At 60.0% G+C, this 19,066-nt stretch carries 16 protein-coding genes and 2 tRNA genes; 5 read left to right on the top strand and 13 right to left on the bottom strand.

The window, feature by feature from the left end; genetic code table 11:
* Window positions 1–71: 71 nt before the first annotated feature.
* The 4 genes from rplI to rpsF are packed head-to-tail and all read right to left on the bottom strand — an operon-like array spanning window position 72 to window position 2,152.
* A complete protein-coding gene (rplI, locus tag ABTV87_RS02755) occupies window positions 72–518 on the bottom strand; it encodes a 50S ribosomal protein L9 (protein WP_433898947.1) in 447 nt (148 codons plus the stop codon).
* Between the two features lie 19 nt (window positions 519–537).
* Complete coding sequence (locus ABTV87_RS02750; RefSeq protein WP_221535376.1) at window positions 538–1,428, bottom strand: hypothetical protein; 891 nt, start codon at window positions 1,426–1,428, stop codon at window positions 538–540.
* A gap of 36 nt (window positions 1,429–1,464) precedes the next feature.
* Window positions 1,465–1,695 carry a 30S ribosomal protein S18 gene (gene rpsR / locus ABTV87_RS02745; protein ID WP_002551829.1) on the bottom strand — a complete coding sequence of 77 codons (231 nt, stop codon included), beginning with the start codon at window positions 1,693–1,695 and terminating at the stop codon, window positions 1,465–1,467.
* Between the two features lie 28 nt (window positions 1,696–1,723).
* Window positions 1,724–2,152, bottom strand: a complete 429-nt coding sequence (rpsF, locus tag ABTV87_RS02740; protein WP_007950702.1) for a 30S ribosomal protein S6 — start codon at window positions 2,150–2,152, stop codon at window positions 1,724–1,726.
* Between the two features lie 486 nt (window positions 2,153–2,638).
* Between rpsF and ABTV87_RS02735 the strand changes: the two genes are divergently transcribed.
* Entirely contained in the window at window positions 2,639–3,601 is a 963-nt protein-coding gene (locus tag ABTV87_RS02735) for an IS110 family transposase (protein ID WP_433897948.1), read from the top strand.
* A gap of 29 nt (window positions 3,602–3,630) precedes the next feature.
* Here the strand turns inward: ABTV87_RS02735 and rlmB are convergent, their stop codons facing one another.
* Window positions 3,631–4,398, bottom strand: coding sequence for a 23S rRNA (guanosine(2251)-2'-O)-methyltransferase RlmB (rlmB, locus tag ABTV87_RS02730; RefSeq protein WP_085608504.1), 768 nt, complete (start codon window positions 4,396–4,398; stop codon window positions 3,631–3,633).
* Window positions 4,395–7,025, bottom strand: a complete 2,631-nt coding sequence (gene rnr / locus ABTV87_RS02725; protein WP_221535375.1) for a ribonuclease R — start codon at window positions 7,023–7,025, stop codon at window positions 4,395–4,397. The genes rlmB and rnr overlap by 4 nt, the downstream gene beginning before the upstream one ends.
* A 226-nt stretch (window positions 7,026–7,251) precedes the next feature.
* Here rnr and ABTV87_RS02720 point away from each other — a divergent pair.
* The 4 genes from ABTV87_RS02720 (at window position 7,252) to ABTV87_RS02705 (ending at window position 10,375) form a co-directional block, all read left to right on the top strand.
* Window positions 7,252–7,338 (top strand) — tRNA-Leu (locus ABTV87_RS02720).
* A 182-nt stretch (window positions 7,339–7,520) separates the two neighbouring features.
* A tRNA-Leu gene (locus ABTV87_RS02715) sits at window positions 7,521–7,607 on the top strand.
* Between the two features lie 192 nt (window positions 7,608–7,799).
* The gene (locus tag ABTV87_RS02710; protein WP_085608502.1) at window positions 7,800–8,810 is read left to right on the top strand and encodes an extracellular solute-binding protein; all 1,011 of its coding nucleotides are present in this window, start codon (window positions 7,800–7,802) and stop codon (window positions 8,808–8,810) included.
* Window positions 8,810–10,375, top strand: a complete 1,566-nt coding sequence (locus ABTV87_RS02705; protein WP_433898946.1) for an ABC transporter permease — start codon at window positions 8,810–8,812, stop codon at window positions 10,373–10,375. Before ABTV87_RS02710 ends, ABTV87_RS02705 begins: the two co-directional genes overlap by 1 nt.
* Before the next feature lie 41 nt (window positions 10,376–10,416).
* Here the strand turns inward: ABTV87_RS02705 and ABTV87_RS02700 are convergent, their stop codons facing one another.
* From ABTV87_RS02700 to hfq, 7 genes are all read right to left on the bottom strand, one after another.
* On the bottom strand, window positions 10,417–12,351 hold the full coding sequence (locus ABTV87_RS02700; RefSeq protein ID WP_007950714.1) for a methyl-accepting chemotaxis protein: 1,935 nt from the start codon (window positions 12,349–12,351) through the stop codon (window positions 10,417–10,419).
* Window positions 12,352–12,491: 140 nt separating this feature from the next.
* The gene (locus ABTV87_RS02695) at window positions 12,492–13,781 is read right to left on the bottom strand and encodes an adenylosuccinate synthase (protein ID WP_007950715.1); all 1,290 of its coding nucleotides are present in this window, start codon (window positions 13,779–13,781) and stop codon (window positions 12,492–12,494) included.
* Between the two features lie 54 nt (window positions 13,782–13,835).
* Window positions 13,836–15,023: an ATP phosphoribosyltransferase regulatory subunit gene (locus ABTV87_RS02690; RefSeq protein ID WP_007950716.1), complete on the bottom strand. Its 1,188-nt coding sequence runs from the start codon at window positions 15,021–15,023 to the stop codon at window positions 13,836–13,838.
* A 313-nt stretch (window positions 15,024–15,336) separates the two neighbouring features.
* Window positions 15,337–16,206 carry a protease modulator HflC gene (gene hflC / locus ABTV87_RS02685; protein ID WP_007950723.1) on the bottom strand — a complete coding sequence of 290 codons (870 nt, stop codon included), beginning with the start codon at window positions 16,204–16,206 and terminating at the stop codon, window positions 15,337–15,339.
* Window positions 16,206–17,375, bottom strand: a complete 1,170-nt coding sequence (gene hflK, locus ABTV87_RS02680; RefSeq protein WP_085608500.1) for an FtsH protease activity modulator HflK — start codon at window positions 17,373–17,375, stop codon at window positions 16,206–16,208. The genes hflC and hflK overlap by 1 nt, the downstream gene beginning before the upstream one ends.
* 96 nt (window positions 17,376–17,471) lie before the next feature.
* The gene (gene hflX, locus ABTV87_RS02675; protein WP_007950725.1) at window positions 17,472–18,773 is read right to left on the bottom strand and encodes a ribosome rescue GTPase HflX; all 1,302 of its coding nucleotides are present in this window, start codon (window positions 18,771–18,773) and stop codon (window positions 17,472–17,474) included.
* Between the two features lie 12 nt (window positions 18,774–18,785).
* Window positions 18,786–19,046 (bottom strand): RNA chaperone Hfq, encoded by a 261-nt coding sequence (gene hfq, locus ABTV87_RS02670; RefSeq protein ID WP_007902656.1) that lies wholly within the window; start codon window positions 19,044–19,046, stop codon window positions 18,786–18,788.
* Window positions 19,047–19,066: the final 20 nt, after the last annotated feature.

The raw sequence follows: 19,066 nt of genomic DNA, 5'->3' as shown, positions 1-19,066 counted from the left end.
CGACCTGTAAACAGGATCGTGCCCGATGTTAACCGTCTGACGGACAAGCCGCCAGTCGATCAGGGTGTTGCTTAAGCTGCTACCACGACAACGCGTACGGTGGCTTCAACTTCGGCGTGCAGGTGCACAGCCACGTCGAATTCACCCACGTTGCGGATGGTGCCGTTCGGCAGACGAACTTCGCTTTTCGCAACGTCAACGCCGGAGGCGGTCAGTGCGTCAGCGATGTCGTGAGTACCGATCGAACCGAACAGCTTGCCTTCGTCGCCAGCGGTGGCAGTGATGGTCACTTCCAGCTCGGCCAGTTGGGCAGCACGGCTTTCAGCCGATGCTTTACGGTCTGCGGCGGCTTTTTCCAGCTCAGCGCGACGCTCTTCGAACGCAGCCAGGTTGGCAGCGGTCGCAGCGGTGGCTTTGCCGAAAGGCAGCAGGTAGTTACGGCCGTAACCGGCCTTAACGTTTACTTTGTCGCCCAGGTTGCCCAGGTTGGCGATTTTTTCCAGAAGGATCAGTTGCATGTGGAAATCCTCTTAACTTTTAACCTTCACCGTTCGCGTTATCGGTGTCTTTCGACACCCGACCGCGAAAATCAATCAGGCTGTCGACAATGGCCAGAACCACGAGCAACGGATAGATCAGCTGCATGAACAGCAACAGCGTCACGTACAACCCCACCAGCCAGAAACCGGCCAGTCGCCTTTGCGCCACCAGCCCGTGAATCAGGGCCAGCCCGGCGAACACCAGCGGTACACTGCACAACGGCGTCAACATGGCCATCTGTGCACCGAGATTCGGGCCCAGAAGCATCAACGCCAGCAGTAACATCGCCGGCCCCAGCGGGATCCGGATGGCGCGAAACTCGCGACCAAAACCACCCGGGTTGTACAACAACGCCTGCCAGTAACGCCCGACAATCAGGCTCAGCACGCTGACGATCTGCAACAAAGCCGCAATCAGGCCGGTCAGGACCGGTGCGATCAGCGACGCGAAATGCGCCTGCTCGTCTACCGACAATTGTTGGTAGGCATCACCGAGAAGCGCGGGCATGACCTTTACCAAGGCCTGCGCCAGCATCTCGATCTGGGGCGCAAACGCCGCCCCGAGCACCACTGAAAACACCAGCCCCATGGCTACGCTGACCAGCAGCGTACGGACCCAGGACTCGCTTGCGCGCAACACCAGCGCAAGCCCCGAAGAACCCAGCAGCACGAGAAGTGCCCGTGGGTCATCGGCATACAACCACCAGATCAATGCCGGCAGCAGTCCCAGCGACACGACGCCCAGGGCGTCGGTCAATCCGCGCCGCAGAAGCACCAGGCTCCCGGCGGCGGCACCCAACCAATACAACAACGGCAATGTTGCAAACCCGGCCACTACGAGAGTGGCCTGCATACGGCCGCGCATGATGAACTCAGCTAAGGCACGCATGCATTCAATCCTTTGCTACTTGTCGACTGCCCGGTCTCAGCGGCCGTGGCTGTCGGTGTAGGCCAGCAGGGCCAGGAAGCGGGCGCGCTTGATAGCGGTGGCCAGCTGACGCTGATAACGAGCTTTGGTACCGGTGATGCGGCTTGGAACGATTTTGCCGGTCTCGGATACGTAGGCTTTCAGAGTGTTGAGATCTTTGTAATCGATCTCCTTCACGTCTTCAGCGGTGAAGCGGCAGAATTTACGACGACGGAAGAAACGTGCCATTTGATAGGCTCCTTAAAAGGTCCGTGGATTACTCGTCAGCGTTATCGCTGTTGTCGCTGTCGCTATCGCTGTCATCGCCATCGGCGCTGCCATCGTGCTCAGGACGTTCGCGACGCTCACGGCGCTCACTGCGGTTTTCTTCAGCCTTGAGCATCTCGGACTGGCCGGTAACGGCTTCGTCGCGACGGATGACCAGGTTACGGATCACTGCATCGTTGTAGCGGAAGTTGTCTTCCAGCTCGGCCAGGGCCTTGCCGGTGCACTCAACGTTCAGCATCACGTAGTGAGCCTTGTGAACATTGTTGATTGCGTAGGCCAGTTGACGACGGCCCCAGTCTTCCAGACGGTGGATTTTGCCGCCGTCTTCTTCGATCAGCTTGGTGTAACGCTCAACCATGCCGCCGACTTGCTCGCTCTGGTCAGGGTGGACCAGAAAGATGATTTCGTAATGACGCATGAATGCTCCTTACGGGTTGTAGCCTGCCGCTCAAAAACGGTCAGACAAGGAGTGAATGACACTTATGGACTTGCTGGCGCGGGGCACATGCATGCCTGCCGCCACAGCAAGGGGCGCAATTGTAGAGAAGGGACTGAAGAGGTGCAAGGCAATTGGTGATTATTTGAACAGTCACCAAAATTTTGCCCCGCCATAAAACGCTGTGGGAGCGAGCTTGCTCGCGAAGGGGATACATCAGGCAACATTTTTGTCGACTGACACTCCGCTTTCGCGAGCAAGCCCGCTTGTATGTTTAGACTTGAAGGGGTGGGCGGGACTAAAAGCTCGATTCCGACTCTAGCCAGTACGGACCGTGGGAGACTTCTCGTCCCGCCCTTTCTACCTAAAGCGCCGATAAGGAATTCATCGGTAAAACCGACGATAGAGGCAAGCCAGCGCTACGGTAGACCCCGACAAGCTCTTAAACCCTAGCTCCGAGGATTCGTCATGACAATCCTTACCTCGCCAACGGTGATTGGTGTCGATGTGGCCAAGGCCGAAATCGTTGTTTATCGCGAAGATCTGGAAATTACCCAGGTCATCAACAATGACCGCACGTCTGTAGGTCGTTGGCTGAAGACCTTGCCCGCACAAAGCTCGATCGCCCTGGAAGCCACTAATCTCTACCACCTGGACACGGCCGAACTGGCCCATGGTATGGGGCATCGGGTTTACGTCGTGGACCCTTACCGGGTGAGCCATTACCGCGAAAGCATCGGTCAGCGTGCAAAAACCGACCCTTGTGATGCACGTCTTCTGGCGCGTTATCTAACCAGTGAACAGCACCGGCTGCGGGTCTGGAGCCCACCACCACGGCACTACACGGTGTTGAAAAGTCTGCTTAACAAGCGTGCGCAGCTGATGAAGGCCCGAGTCAGTATCATGCTGAGCTGGTCAAACGAACCTCTCCTTGAAGATCTTTTGGCCCATGGGTTGGAGCATTTCAAACAGCTTGATCAGGCCATTCAGGAATTACTTCGCAAAGTCAGCCAAGAGGCCGGCATTAGCGAAAACATCAGACGCTGCAAAGCGATTGAAGGGATTGGTGAACTCACGGCAACGGGCTTGGCAACTACGTATATGCGAGGTGAGTTCCCCAGCGCCGATGCGTTCATCGCCTTTCTGGGAATGGATTTGAAGGCAAAGGACTCAGGCAAGAAACACAGTCCTCGCCACTTGAGCAAAAAAGGTGACGGGGAATTACGGCGTCTTGCACACAATGCAGCTATGGCAGCTTGTCGATCCCCTGTTTGGAAACCGTTCTATGAATCCTATCTGGCAAGAGGTCTGGCCAGAACCCAGGCCTTGGTCATCCTCGCCCGCAAGCTTTGCCGGGTGGCATTCGCCCTCATGAAAAATCAGAGCGAATACCAACCCAATTTAAGGTTGCAGGGTTCCCCTGCAACATAGAATCTCCCACATTTGAATCGGCGTAAGGCTTAAGCCTTTTTGACAGTCGCCTTGGCCTTGGCGCCGCGCTGGCGCTGGGCTTCGAACAGGCACACGCCGGTCGCAACAGAAACGTTGAGACTGCTGACGCTACCGGCCATCGGCAGGTGCACCAGGTAATCGCAATGCTCACGGGTCAGGCGACGCATGCCTTTGCCTTCGGCGCCCATGATCAGGATGGTCGGGCCGGTCAGATCCTGGTCATAGATGCTGACCTCGGCCTCACCCGCCGTGCCGACGATCCACAGACCACGCTGCTGGAGCTTTTCCAGGGTGCGCGCAAGGTTGGTGACGGCCACCAGCGGAATCACTTCCGCCGCGCCGCAAGCCACTTTACGCACCACAGGTGTCAGGGTGGCCGACTTGTCTTTTGGCACAATGACCGCCAGCGCACCGGCAGCATCCGCCGAACGCAGGCAGGCGCCCAGGTTGTGCGGGTCGGTCACGCCGTCGAGCACCAGCAACAGCGGCGCGCCTTCGGTGCGATCGAGCAGCTCGTCGAGCATCGCCTCACCCCAGACCTGGCTCGGACTGACGTCCGCCACCACGCCCTGGTGCACGCCTTCGACCCAGGCGTCCATTTCGCGGCGCTCGGCCTGACCGATCTGGACCCGGTTTTCGTTGGCCAGTTCGATCAGCGTCTGCACGCGCGGATCGTTGCGGCTTTCAGCCAGCCAGATCTGCTTGACGCGTTTAGGGTGGTGACGCAGCAACGCTTCTACCGCGTGAACGCCGTAGATTTTTTCCAACTGACTCATGACTTCGCCTTCGGTTTACGCGCCCCGCCACTTTTGGCTGGAGCGGAACCCGCTTTCGGCGGGCCTTTACGGTGTTTGCTCGGTTTGGCTGGCTTGCCGCCGGAGGCCTTTTCAGGCGCCGACCGTCCGGTCTTTCCCCCGGACGCCGCTTTACCACCGTTTTTGGCGTCGGCCAGCAAGGCCTTCTTCATTTCACGGCTTTTGCGCAGTTCGGCGTTTTTCGCCACGGCATCGCTTGGGCGATAAGCCTCGGCGACCTTTTCCTTGGCAGGACGACGGCTGGCGGTTTTTGCCGGAGCCTTTTCTTCCACAACCTTCGCTGCTGGAGCGGTTGTCTCGGCGCCACGCTTCTTGCGGCCGATCGGCGCGCTGATGGTTTTTTCAGCCATCTCGAAGTCGATCTTGCGCTCGTCGAGATCGACGCGCATGACGCGCACTTCAACGGTGTCACCAAGACGGAAGCTGCGACCGGTGCGCTCGCCCGCCAGGCGGTGGTGCACAGGGTCGAAGTGATAGTAGTCGCCCGGCAGTGCGGTGACATGCACCAGGCCTTCGACGTAGATATCGGTCAGTTCGACGAACAGACCAAAACCGGTCACGGCAGTGATCACGCCCGGGAACGATTCGCCCACGCGGTCCTTCATGAACTCGCACTTGAGCCAGTTCACCACGTCGCGGGTCGCTTCGTCGGCGCGGCGCTCGCTCATCGAGCACTGCTCGCCGAGTTGCTCCAGCGCCGCTTCGTCGTACGGATAAATGCGCGCCTTCGGAATGGTCATCGCACCGGCACGACGAACGTGCGGAGTGTCCTGTTTCGAATGGATCACGCTGCGGATCGCCCGGTGCGTGAGCAGGTCCGGGTAACGACGGATCGGCGAGGTGAAGTGGGTATAGGCTTCGTAATTCAGGCCGAAGTGGCCTTCGTTCTGGGCGCTGTACACCGCCTGGCTCAGGGAGCGCAGCATCACGGTCTGGATCAGGTGGAAATCCGGACGGTCCTTGATGCTGGCCAACAGGGCCTGATAGTCCTTCGGCGACGGACCATCCTTGCCTTTGTGCAGGGACAGGCCGAGCTCACCGAGGAACGCACGCAGTTTTTCCAGACGCTCCGGTGGCGGGCCGTCGTGGACGCGGTACAGCGCAGGGATTTCGTGCTTCTTCAGGAATTCAGCGGTGGCCACGTTGGCCGCCAGCATGCATTCCTCGATCAGCTTGTGTGCATCGTTACGGGTGGTCGGACGGATTTCGGCAATCTTGCGCTCGGAACCGAAGATGATCCGGGTTTCCTGCGTTTCGAAATCGATCGCGCCGCGCACGTGACGGGCAGCCAGCAACACCTTGTACAGCGCGTAGAGCTGCTTGAGGTGCGGCAAGACGTCGGTGTATTCACCGCGCAGCTTGCGACCTTCGGTAGCCTTCGGCGTTTCCAGCATCGCACTGACCTTGTTATAGGTCAGACGGGCGTGGGAATGGATCACTGCTTCATAGAAGCAGTAGTCGGTCATTTCGCCGGACTTGGAGATGGTCATCTCGCAAACCATGGCCAGACGATCGACGTGCGGGTTCAGCGAGCACAGGCCGTTGGAGAGCTGCTCCGGCAGCATCGGCACCACGCGCTCGGGGAAGTACACCGAGTTGCCGCGCACCTGGGCTTCGTTGTCCAGGGCCGAACCGATCTTCACGTAGCTGGAAACATCGGCAATCGCCACGTACAACTTCCAGCCCCCGGAGAACAGGCGCAGCTTGCCTGGCTTGGCTTCGCAGTAGACCGCGTCGTCGAAGTCGCGGGCATCTTCGCCGTCGATGGTGACGAACGGCAGATGGCGCAGGTCGACGCGCTTCTCTTTGTCTTTCTCTTCGACTTCCGGCTTGAGCTTGCCGGCTTCCTTCAGAACGGCTTCAGGCCAGACGTGCGGAATGTCGTAGGTGCGCAGGGCAACATCGATTTCCATGCCCGGCGCCATGTAGTTGCCGACGACTTCGATCACATCGCCTTGCGGCTGGAAACGCGGAGTCGGCCAGTGGGTGATTTTCACCTCGACGAACTGACCGATCTGGGCGTTGGCGTTGCGGCCCGGGGTGACCAGCACTTCCTGCTGGATCTTCGGGTTGTCCGCAACGACGAAGCCGATACCGCCTTCTTCGAAGTAACGGCCGACGATGCTTTCGTGGGCACGGGACACCACTTCGACGATCACGCCTTCGCGACGACCACGACGATCCAGGCCGGACACACGGGCCAGGGCACGGTCGCCATCGAACACCAGACGCATTTGCGCCGGACTCATGAACAGGTCGTCGGAGCCGTCATCCGGCACCAGGAAGCCGAAGCCGTCGCGGTGACCACTGATGCGACCGAGGATCAGGTCGAGCTTGTCCACCGGCGCATACGTGCCACGGCGGGTGTAGATCAGTTGAGCGTCGCGCTCCATGGCGCGCAGGCGGCGGCGCAGGGCTTCGATCTGGTCTTCTGTGGTCAGACCAAACTCTTCGACCAGTTGCTCGCGGGCAGCAGGCGAACCCCGATCAGCAAGGTGCTGAAGGATCAGTTCGCGGCTGGGAATAGGGTTTTCATATTTTTCCGCTTCACGAGCGGCCTCGGGATCGAGGGACTGCCAATCGGCCATTAGAGAGTTTTCACCTTGTCTATATGCGGGTTAGTTTGGCATAGGCGCCATCAAACGGGAAATTTCCGACTATATAAGGCGCGTCTGGAGCCTTGTATCGACGCCTGGAGGGCGTTTTGAACACCGCTGGTAAAAAAAATCATTTTTTTTTGCTGGCAGGGGTTTACAGTTAAAAAGGCGCTCCGTATAGTGCGCGCCATCGACGACGCACACACGTTGACGAGATGCCCAGGTGGTGAAATTGGTAGACACGCCAGCTTCAGGTGCTGGTGACCTTACGGTCGTGGAAGTTCGAGTCTTCTCCTGGGCACCAATTTCGAGTTTGAGACTAGATCAGTTTCAAGACTCACACAAAAACCCGCGAAAGCGGGTTTTTTGCATTCTGCGCCCCGCCTTTTTTCTGAAAATGATTTATTAAAATCAAATCAGGGGTTTACAGATCAAAAGGCGCTCCGTATAGTGCGCCACATCAACAGCGGCAACGCTGAAGATGAAGCCCAGATGGTGAAATTGGTAGACACGCCAGCTTCAGGTGCTGGTGACCTTACGGTCGTGGAAGTTCGAGTCTTCTTCTGGGCACCAATTCAAATTCAAGGTCACGATCTTGAATTTCACAAAAACCCGCGAAAGCGGGTTTTTGCGTTTCCGGGGTTTGTAAAAGTCTGAGCCCCAACGCCTACCAGACCCACCTCCTCCCCGCAAGGCGCACTTGAGAAACAATATCGTTTATCATTGTTGCAAGTTTTTGCAATGCGACAGTGAGGAACCCTGCGAATGATGTTTCGAAATACCCTGCGCCGCGGCTTGACCTTCACCCTGCTCGGCCTGGCACTCGCCACTCCCCTCACCCAGGCTGCCGACGCAGTTTCCCTGACTCTCTATAACGGTCAACACAAGGAAGTCGGCGACGCGATCGCCAAAGCCTTCGAAGCCAAGACCGGCATTCACGTCAATGTACGCAAGGGCAGCAGCAATCAGCTGGCCAGCCAGATCATCGAAGAAGGCGACCGCTCCCCCGCCGACGTCATCTACACCGAAGAATCCCCGCCGCTGAACAACCTCGGCGAGCAAGGCCTGCTGGCCAAGGCCGACGACGCGACCCTGGCTGTTCTGCCGAAAGAATACGTCGCCGGCAACGGCACGTGGATCGGCGTTACCGCCCGGGTTCGCGTGGTGGCTTTCAACCCGAAACTGATCGACGAAAAGGACCTGCCGAAATCGGTGCTGGATTTCGCCGACCCGCAGTGGCAAGGCAAGGTCGGTTTCGTACCGACCAGCGGCGCGTTCCAGGAACAGGCTGTCGCCATCATCAAAAAACACGGCCGCGAAGCCGCCGAAGAATGGCTGACCGGTCTGCGTGCCTTCGGCAAGACCTATAGCAACAACATGGTCGCCCTCAAGGCTGTGGAAAACGGCGAAGTCGCCACCGTGTTGGTGAACAACTATTACTGGTTCGCCCTGCAACGGGAAAAAGGCCAGCTTGATTCGAAACTGCATTACTTCACCGGCGGTGACGTTGGCGGCCTGATCACCGTGTCCAGCGCAGCCGTGCTGAAATCCAGCAAACATCCAAAAGAAGCCCAGCAATTCCTCGCCTACATGGCCAGCGAAGAAGGCCAGCGCGTGATCACCCAGACCACCGCCGAATACCCGCTGCACAAAGGCATGGAATCGGATCGCGGCCTCAAGCCTTTCAGTGAACTGGAAGCGCCGGACGTCACGCCGGCCGATCTGGGTAATGCCGAGGAAGCGCTGGAGCTGGAACGCGAAGTTGGCCTGAACTGATGACCGCATCGTTATCCGCCCCCGCTACACGCGGGGGTTACGTGCCACGGCGCAAGCGGCCGTCGATCTGGCTGATGCTGCCGGTGTTGTTGCTGGTGGTCATGAGCCTGTTGCCGCTGGCCTACGTCGGGCTCAAAGCCTGGCAGGCGGGCTGGTCCGAGGCGCTGCACTTGCTGTGGCGCCCGTATGTGTTCGGCCTGCTGCGCAATACGCTAGCGCTGATGGTTGGCGTAACCGTGACCTGTGGCCTGATCGGCCTGTCACTGGCGTGGTTGCTGGAGCGCAGCAATCTGCCGGGCCGACGGCTGTGGGGCGTGATTCTTTGCCTGCCGTTCGCGGTGCCGGCATTTGTCAGCAGCTTCACCTGGGTTTCGCTCAGCGCGCAGTTCGAAGGACTCGGCGGGGCGATTCTTGTGATGAGCCTGTCGAAGTACCCGCTGATCTTTCTGCCAGTGGCCGCCACACTGCGCAATCTTGATCCCTCCCTTGAAGAGTCGGCTCGCACACTGGGACAGAATCGCTGGGGCGTGTTTTTCCGCGTCACCCTGCCCCTGCTCTGGCCTTCGCTGCTGGCCGGCTCGTTGCTGATCGCATTGCACATGCTCGTGGAGTTCGGCGCACTGTCGATCATTGGTCTGCAAACCTTCACCACCGCGATCTATCAGCAATTCGAACTGGAATTCAGCAATGCCAACGCGGCAATGCTGTCGGCAGTGTTGCTGGCGCTGTGCCTGATGCTGTTGTGGCTGGAGTTGCGCGTGCGCGGCAAGGGCCGTCATGTGCGCACTGGCCAGGGAGCGGCGCGTCGGGCTGAACAAGTGCGACTCGGGCCTTGGTCGATCGCCGGCCAGCTGTACTGCCTGATGCTGGCGATTGTCGGCAGCGGGGTTCCGCTGGGCATGCTGGCTTACTGGCTTGCCGTGGGATCGTCAGCGGCATTCCCGGTTGCGGCGATCACCGAAGCTTTGCTGTCGTCGCTGGCGCTATCGCTGGGTGGCGCGGGATTGTGTCTGGTACTGGCGGTGCCGGTCGGGTTGCTGGTGGTGCGCTACAAAGGCCAATTGGCGATCTGGGCCGAGCGCTTGCCCTATCTGCTGCACGCCCTGCCGGGATTAGTGATCGCCCTGACGCTGGTGTATTTCGCCCTGCATTACGTGCCGGCGCTGTACCAGACCTCCGCGCTATTGCTGTTCGCTTATGCGCTGCTGTTTCTGCCGCTGGCTCAGGCGCCGATCCGCACGGCTTTGAACAAGGCCGCACCGCAACTCGAAGAAGCCGCCCGCACGCTGGGCGCCTCTTCGTTCACGGCGTTCTGCCGAGTGACCCTGCCGATTATCTTTCCGGCACTTGGCGCGGCGTTTGCGCTGGTGTTTCTGGATGCCATGAAAGAACTGACGGCGACGCTGCTTCTGAGCCCGACCGGGCTCAACACATTGGCGACCGAAGTCTGGGCGCACACCGCGAATGTCGAGTTCGCAGCGGCGGCGCCTTATGCGGCGTTGTTGATTGTGGTGTCCGGGCTGCCGGTGTATCTGCTGACGACCCGAATGTATTTGAGCCGATAAAAAAATCGCAGCCGAGGCTGCGATTTTTTTTGCCCGGACTATCAGGCCCGGAACTGCCCCAGACTCGCCTTGAGCTGCGCCGCCAGACCATCCAGCACCTTGCCGCTGGCCGTGGTCTCGACCACCGCCTGGGCGGCTTTCTCGGCCTGGGCATGAATCGTCTCGACCCGCCCACGTACAGCCTGCGCGCCTTGCGCCTGATGCGCCGCTGCCTGAGTCGCCAGGCCAATCGCCGCATGCACCTGCTCGACCGACGCCTGCACCGACTGCTGCAACCGCGCACTGTCACGCAGTACCAGCAAGCCTTCGCTGGCCTGACGCCCGGCCTGGCCGATCGCCTCCACCGCCTCACGGGCACCCTGCTGCAAGGCCACGATGTGCGCCTGAATGTCGCCGGTGGAGCTTTGGGTCTTGCTCGCCAACGCACGGACTTCATCCGCCACTACCGCAAACCCGCGACCGGTCTCGCCGGCTCGGGCCGCTTCGATGGCCGCGTTGAGCGCCAGCAGGTTGGTCTGCTCGGCGATTCCGTGAATCACGGTCAGGACCACTTCGATCTGCTCGCTCTGCTGCGCCAGCCGTTCGATAACTTTCGCCCCGGTATCGACCTGCCCCGCCAGCGCCTCGATCAGACTGCCGACCTTGGCCGAGGTGCGAGTGTTCTCGTCAGTGGCCTGGCGAATATCCACCACCTGCTTCAGCGCCGCCTGCATCGCATGACTTTCCGATTGCGCTTCGTCGGCCATTTGCGAAAGCGCCCGCAGGCTTTCGGCCACTTCATCACGCTGCATCCCGGCCGCAGCATCGGCACCGGCGTTGCGCAGGGTCATGGCGCCGATTTCCAGACCGGTACGCTGAGCCACATCCCCGGCCTCGCGCACGATCGGCTGCAACTTGTCCACAAAGCGGTTGACCGCCGACGCCATGTCGCCGATTTCGTCCTTGCTGTTGATCTGCACGCGCTTGGTCAGATCGCCCTCGCCTGCTGCCAGATCATCCATGGCGGCGTTGAGCATTTTCAGGCGATTGACCACTCGATGACCGAGCACCACCGCCAGCAGCAACAGCACGCCGGCACCGACCAGCGCCAGGCCCATGCCGATACGCCAACGCAGGGTTGCTGCTGCGTCCTGCACGGTACTGGTGGTGTTGGCCTTCATTTCGGCAGCCGTGGATTGCGCCGATTGCAGGCGCGCACGCATGGCGGTGGCACTGTCGGCAGCGGCGCCCTTGAGGCTGTCGCCGACCAGTTGATCGCTGCTGGCAATCAACGCCGTGAAGCGCTGATCGAGCGCCGCCAGATCGGTTTCGACCGAAGCAGTCGAGACGCCCATCAGCACCTTGCCGATTTCCACGCCATTGGGATTGATCGAGGCTTCGAGGTAGTAGACCGACGGATCGTTCTTCGCCGCATCCAGCACTTTATCCAGCGCCCGCTCACCCTGGCCTTTTTCCAAAAGGGCCTTGTTGATCGGGTTTTCGCGGTTGAGGTAGCGGGTCAGATGTTGGCCGGTGGCGTCGTCATACACCACGAACAGCACGTTGGGATTGCGCTGGGCCCGGCGGGCGAACTCGGACAGGGTCGGCACGTCGCTGTCCCACATGGCGCGAGGCGCCACCGAGGCCAGCAACTGGGCCATGTCATTGGCCGAATCCTTCAGGTCTTTTTCCAGAGTCGCACGCAGCTGCGCCTGCTCTTCCTTCAGACGCGAGGAAAGGCCGGCGGTAAGACGCTGACGGGTACTTGAGGAAAGGTTGTCGAGGCTCGACGTGACTTCGCGCCCGGCCTGCTCAAGCTCACCGGACAACTTCTGGCTGTCGGCGCCCAGACGAGTGCCGAGATCGGCTTCCAGCGCAGTGACGGTGCTCCGCGTCAGGGCGACGGCCACCAGCACTTGCACCAAAAGGGCGATACCAAGGGTAACGAACACAGGCCGCAACAGACGGCTTTGTAACAGTGAGAGAACGGCTGACACTTTGAATCCCTCTACTTCTGACGCCATTAATTTGATGGCACTCTTGTAGACAGAATCACAGCAAAGGTCATGCCGTCCAACAGGCATAAACGACAAAGGCCCCGATGAAGGGGCCTTTGTGTTTTTACATCAACGACTTATCAAGCGAACGGATGGCGCAGAACGATGGTTTCGTTGCGGTCCGGACCCGTCGAAATAATGTCGATCGGCGCGCCGATCAACTCTTCAACGCGTTTGATGTAGGCACGAGCGTTAGCCGGCAGCTCTTCCAGGGTTTTGGCACCCACGGTCGATTCGGTCCAGCCTGGCACTTCTTCGTACACAGGCTGCAGACCTACGTAGCTGTCAGCGTCAGTCGGGGCAACAGCGTTGCCTTGTGCATCCTTGTAGCCGGTGCAGATGTTTATGGTTTCCAGACCGTCGAGTACGTCCAGCTTGGTCAGGCAGATGCCCGAGATGCTGTTCACATCGATAGCGCGACGCAGGATAACGGCGTCGAACCAGCCGCAACGACGGGCACGGCCGGTGGTAGCACCGAACTCGTGACCTTGCTTGGCCAGGTGCGCACCGACTTCGTCGAACAGCTCGGTCGGGAATGGACCCGAACCTACGCGAGTGGTGTAAGCCTTGGTGATGCCCAGGATGTAATCCAGGAACATCGGGCCAACGCCCGAACCGGTCGCAACGCCACCCGCGGTGGTGTTGGAGCTGGTCACGTACGGATAGGTACCGTGGTCGATGTCGAGCAACGAACCCTGGGCGCCTTCGAACATGATGTCTTTGCCGGCGCGACGCAGGTCGTGCAGCTCGGCAGTCACGTCCAGCATCAGCGGCTTGAGCAGCTCGGCGTATTCCTTGCACTCGGCCAGAGTCTTTTCGTACTCGATGGCAGGCTCTTTGTAGTAACCGACCAGCATGAAGTTGTGGTAGTCCACCAGTTCACGCAGCTTGTCTTCAAAGCGCGGCATGTTGAGCAGGTCGCCAACACGCAGGCCACGACGTGCAACCTTGTCTTCGTAAGCCGGGCCGATGCCGCGACCGGTCGTACCGATCTTCAGCTCGCCGCGGGCCTTTTCACGGGCCTGGTCCAGCGCCACGTGGAAGGACAGGATCAGCGGGCAGGAAGGGCTGATGCGCAGGCGCTCGCGCACCGGTACGCCTTTCTCTTCCAGCTTGGTGATCTCGCGCAGCAGGGCGTCAGGTGCAACCACCACGCCGTTGCCGATCAGGCACTGCACGCCTTCGCGCAGCACGCCCGACGGGATCAGGTGCAAGACGGTTTTTTCACCGTCGATCACCAGAGTGTGACCGGCGTTGTGGCCACCCTGGTAGCGCACTACGGCGGCAGCATGTTCGGTCAGCAGATCAACGATCTTGCCTTTGCCCTCATCACCCCATTGGGTGCCCAGGACTACGACATTCTTACCCATAACACTTGTCCTCATTCGCGCAAACTTGGTGCCGGCGTCAGCCGGCAGGAAAACTCAAGAAGCCAGTGGCGATACTTGCCAAAGCCCGTTCTGCTGGATCAATTGCCGGTCGCAGTCCGCATCACGGGCGGCGGCCAAAGGTTGTCCAGGCAACGCCTGAACGACACGCTGACCCTCACTGCGCAACTGGCAAACCTGCTGCCAGAGTGCCGCATCCGTACTGTCAGGCATCCAGATACCGCCAGACGGTAGCTCGATCTCAGCACGCCCCAGGGTCACCAGGGTTTTCAAATCGGTGGAGAAGCCGGTGGCCGGACGGGCGCGACCGAAGTCGGCGCCGATGTCGTCGTAGCGACCGCCCTGGGCGATGGACTGGCCAACACCCGGCACGAACACCGCGAACACCACACCGGTGTGGTAGTGATAACCGCGCAGCTCGCCGAGGTCGAAGTACAGCGGCAGCTCCGGGAAACGCACCGACAGACGCTCGGCAATCGCCAGCAAGTCTTCCAGTGCCGCCAGTACCGGGGCCGGCGCATTGGCCAGACGCTCGCGGGCAGCGGTCAGTACTTCACGACCGCCGCACAGGTCGACCAGCGCACGCAGCATGCCGGACAGATCGGCCGGCAGGCCTTCGGTCAAGGTAATGACCTCGTCGATGGCCTTGCGTTGCAACGCATCGAACAACTGCTGCTCGACTTCACCCGACAGGCCGGCCGCCTGGGCCAGACCGCGGTAGATGCCGACATGTCCGAGGTCCATGTGCACGTCCGGCACGTCGGCCAGTTGCAGCATGGCCAGCATCAGGCTGATGACTTCGACGTCGCTGCTCGGGCTGGCATCGCCGTACAACTCGGCGCCCAACTGGATCGGGCTGCGCGAGGACGACAAGGCACGCGGCTGGGCATGCAGCACACTGCCGGCGTAGCACAGACGGCTCGGGCCTTCGCGACGCAGGGTGTGCGCATCGATGCGCGCCACTTGCGGCGTGATGTCGGCACGGAAACCCATCTGCCGGCCCGATTGCGGGTCGATGACCTTGAAGGTACGCAGATCCAGGTCCTGGCCCGCGCCGGTCAGCAGGGATTCCAGGTACTCGATATGGGGAGTCACGACAAACTCGTAACCCCAGCTCTGGAACAGATCCAACACCTGACGACGCGCGACTTCAATGCGCGCCGCTTCCGGTGGCAGTACTTCTTCGATGCCATCTGGCAGCAGCCAGCGGTCTACCGTTGCCATTACGCCATTCCCCTTAGATCCGGGCGGCCAGCCCGAGGGCGAGCCTTGAGTGAAGCAGAAAATGACCGGCCCGTTCAAAACGCACGCGCATGAACGACGCGGCGAAAGGCCTGTTACCGGCTTCGCCCATCACTTTCCTCGAAAAACTGTCGGGCCATTCAACCCGATCTTCTGCAACAAAAACAGCAATCAAACGTGCAGACGCAAAAAAGCCGGGAATTTCCCGGCTGCCGCATCATACACACGTTTTCCCAAAGGATCACCCCGCCCGAGGTTTTAGCCGCCGGGCGGAATGATTCAGGTCAACGTCGTATCAAGGCTTGGACTTTTCCAGGTAACGGAAGAAGTCGCTGCTTGGGTCGAGGACCAGGACGTCGGATTTGTTCGCGAAGCTTTCACGGTAGGCACGCAGGCTACGGTAGAAACCGTAGAACTCCTGATCCTGACCGTAGGCCTTGGAGTAGATCGCAGCGGCCTGGGCGTCGCCGTCACCGCGAATCTCTTCGGATTCACGATAGGCTTCAGCCAGCAGCACGCGGCGTTGACGATCGGCGTCGGCACGGATGCCTTCGGCCAGCTCGTTACCCTTGGCGCGGTGCTCGCGAGCTTCACGCTCACGCTCGGTGCTCATACGCTCGAACACGCTGCGGTTCACTTCTTTCGGCAGATCGATGGCCTTGACCCGGACATCGACCACTTCGATACCCAGCTCTTTTTCCGCCATCTTGTTCAGCGACGCGGTGATGTCAGCCATCAGCGCATCGCGCTCACCGGACACCACTTCGTGCAGGGTGCGCTTACCGAACTGGTCACGCAGACCCGATTCCAGACGACGGGACAGACGCTCGTCGGCGATCTGCTTGAGGCCGGACGTTGCGGTGTAGAAGCGCTCGGCATCTTTCACGCGCCACTTGGCGTAGGCATCGACCATCACGGCTTTCTTTTCCAGCGTCAGGAAGCGTTGTGTCGGTGCGTCCAGCGTCATCAGACGTGCGTCGAATTTACGCACCTGGTTAACGTAAGGAACCTTCACGTGCAGACCCGGCTGAACGTCAGCCTGAACCACGCGACCGAATTGCAGCAACACCGCGCGCTCGGTCTGAGCAACGATGTAGAAGCAGTTCCAGCCAACCAGTACCACAACAACGCCAACGATCAGGGCGATCAGCGATTTATTGCTCATCAGCGGGTCTCCCTTGTACGCGACTGCGGCAGGTCAGTGACATGCGGCGCAGCATCCGTGTTGTTGCTGACGGCAGCCGAACCGGTGACCGGTGCATTGCTGCCCGAACTGTTCTGAATCATCTTGTCCAGCGGCAGGTAAAGCAGGTTGCTCTGGCCGTTCTTGTTGCCGGTCACGAGTACCTTGCTGGTGCTGCTGAAGACTTCCTGCATGGTGTCCAGGTACAGACGCTGGCGAGTGACCTCGGGCGCCTTGCGATACTCGGCGACCAGTTTGGTGAAGCGATCTGCCTCACCCTTGGCGCGCGAGACCGTTTCGTCACGGTAACCGTTGGCATCTTCGAGGATGCGCTGTGCCTGACCACGGGCTTCCGGCACCACGCCGTTGGCGTAGGTTTCAGCCTGGTTGCGCGAACGCTGCTCGTCTTCACGGGCGCGGATCACGTCATCGAAGGCTTCCTGCACTTCACGCGGTGCCGCTGCGCTCTGTACGTTGACCTGGGTGACGGTGATACCGGTGCGATAGGTATCGAGGAAACGTTGCAGACGCTCCTTGATCTCGCTGGCCATCAGCTCACGACCTTCGGTCAGCACCTGGTCCATCGCGGTGGAACCCACCACATGGCGCAGCGCACTGTCGGTCGCGTGTTGCAGGCTGATTTCCGGCTGGTCGACGTTCAGCACGAAGTCCTGCAGGTTGCTGATCTTGTACTGCACGGTCAGCGGCACTTCGACGATGTTCTCGTCTTCGGTCAGCATCTGGCCCTGCTTGGTGTAGGCACGCTCACGCGTGACGTTCTCCATGTACTTCTTGTCGATCGGCGGGAAGTAGATGTTCAGGCCGGGACCGACAGTCTCGTAGTACTTGCCGAAGCGCAGCACCACGGCCTGCTCCTGCTCGTCCACGACGTACACCGCGCTGTACAGCCAGACGGCCGCCAGCACGACCAGGCCGATGCCGAGCAGGCCGCCGAAGCCGCCGCTCTTGCCCGAGCCACCACCGTCATCACCGCGTTTTTTTCCACCACCGAACAACCCGTTCAGGCTTTCCTGCAGCTTTCGGAAGGCCTCGTCGAGATCCGGCGGTCCCTTGCGGTCGCCGTTGTTGCGACGCTTGCCACCCCAAGGATCCTGATTGTTCGAGTTGCCACCCGGCTCATTCCAAGCCATAGCGCTCTCCATCTGATAAAGCAAAGACGCACCCACGGCGCGCCGACCAATGCTACAGAATGCCTGCCGTTGCGGCACAACCGCTTTGCCAGGCTTTTATTGCAAAGTGTGTTGCTCGATGAACTCCGTCGGCACAACGCCTTCACGACTCACCAGTCGATTGAGCTCCGAGCGTGGCAATCGAACGGCCAGCAAGCTGACCCCTTCTTCGTCGTGTTCTTCTTTCTGTACCGCGCCCAGTTCGAAGAACTGCGCACGCAGACGCGCGAACCGCTGAGGCAGGCGCAAGGTTCCTACGAACAGGTCACTGCCCAACAACTCGGCAATCGCCTGCTCGAGCAATTCCAGACCGGTGCCATCACGCGCCGACAGCCAGACCCGCTGGGGCTTGCCGTTTTCATCGCGCTGGATTTGTGGCTCAACGCCTTCAAGCAAATCGAGTTTGTTATAGACCTCGAGGATCGGCAAGTCCTGGGCACCGATCTCGCCCAGCACCACCATCACCTGCTCGATCTGCAACATGCGATCCGGTTCGGCCGCATCGATCACGTGCAACAGCAGGTCGGAGTTGCTCGACTCTTCGAGCGTAGACCGAAATGCCTCGACCAGTTTGTGCGGCAAGTGGCGGATGAAACCCACCGTGTCGGCCAGGACAATCGGCCCCAGGTCGTCCAGATCCAGACGGCGCAGGGTCGGGTCGAGCGTGGCGAACAGCTGGTCAGCCGCGTACACGTCGGACTTGGTCACGTTATTGAACAGCGTGGACTTGCCGGCGTTGGTGTATCCCACCAGAGACACGGTAGGGATATCCGCACGCGAGCGGCCGCGACGCGACTGTTCGCGCTGGCTGCGCACTTTTTCCAGCCGGCCCTTGATCTGGCGCAGGCGTACCCGCAGCAGTCGCCGGTCGGTTTCGAGCTGGGTTTCACCCGGGCCGCGCATGCCGATACCACCACCTTGACGCTCAAGGTGAGTCCAGCCGCGAACCAGCCGGGTGCTCATGTGGTCAAGCTGGGCCAGTTCTACCTGGAGCTTGCCCTCATGGGTACGGGCGCGTTGGGCGAAAATATCGAGAATCAGACCGGTACGGTCGATCACGCGACACTCGAAAACACGTTCGAGGTTACGTTCCTGACTGGGCGTAAGGACGTGATTGAAGATCACCAGATCGGCTTCTTCGGCGTGGACCAGGTCGCGCAATTCCTCGACCTTGCCGCTGCCAATCAGGTATTTGGCGGTTGGCCGATGACGCGGCACGTTAAAAAACGCAACGGTCTCGGCGCCAGCCGAATTTGCCAGTTCCTGAAACTCCTGCGGATCTTCGCGCGCCTCAGGGTCCTGTCCATCCAAGTGAACGAGGATGACTCGTTCACCACCACCGTGGCGCTCAAAGAACAAAGGAGACTCCTATCAGGCGTTACCTGGCTCAGCGTCACCTGCTTCGGATTCGGTTGCGCTTGGCAGACGAATTGGACGAACCGGCACGACTGTAGAGATAGCGTGTTTGTAAACCATCTGGCTGACGGTGTTCTTCAGCAGGATAACGAACTGGTCGAACGACTCGATCGTGCCTTGCAGTTTGATCCCGTTCACCAGGTAGATGGAAACCCCCACTTTCTCTTTACGTAAAGTATTCAAGTAAGGGTCTTGTAGCGAATGCCCTTTTGACATGTGCCGCACTCCTTTAAGGA

Source organism: Pseudomonas sp. PSE1(2024) (genome assembly GCF_050990555.1).
Taxonomy (GTDB): domain Bacteria; phylum Pseudomonadota; class Gammaproteobacteria; order Pseudomonadales; family Pseudomonadaceae; genus Aquipseudomonas; species Aquipseudomonas aphyarum.
Note: the sequence above shows the minus strand (reverse complement) of the source record. Positions and strands in the feature narration are given on the sequence as shown.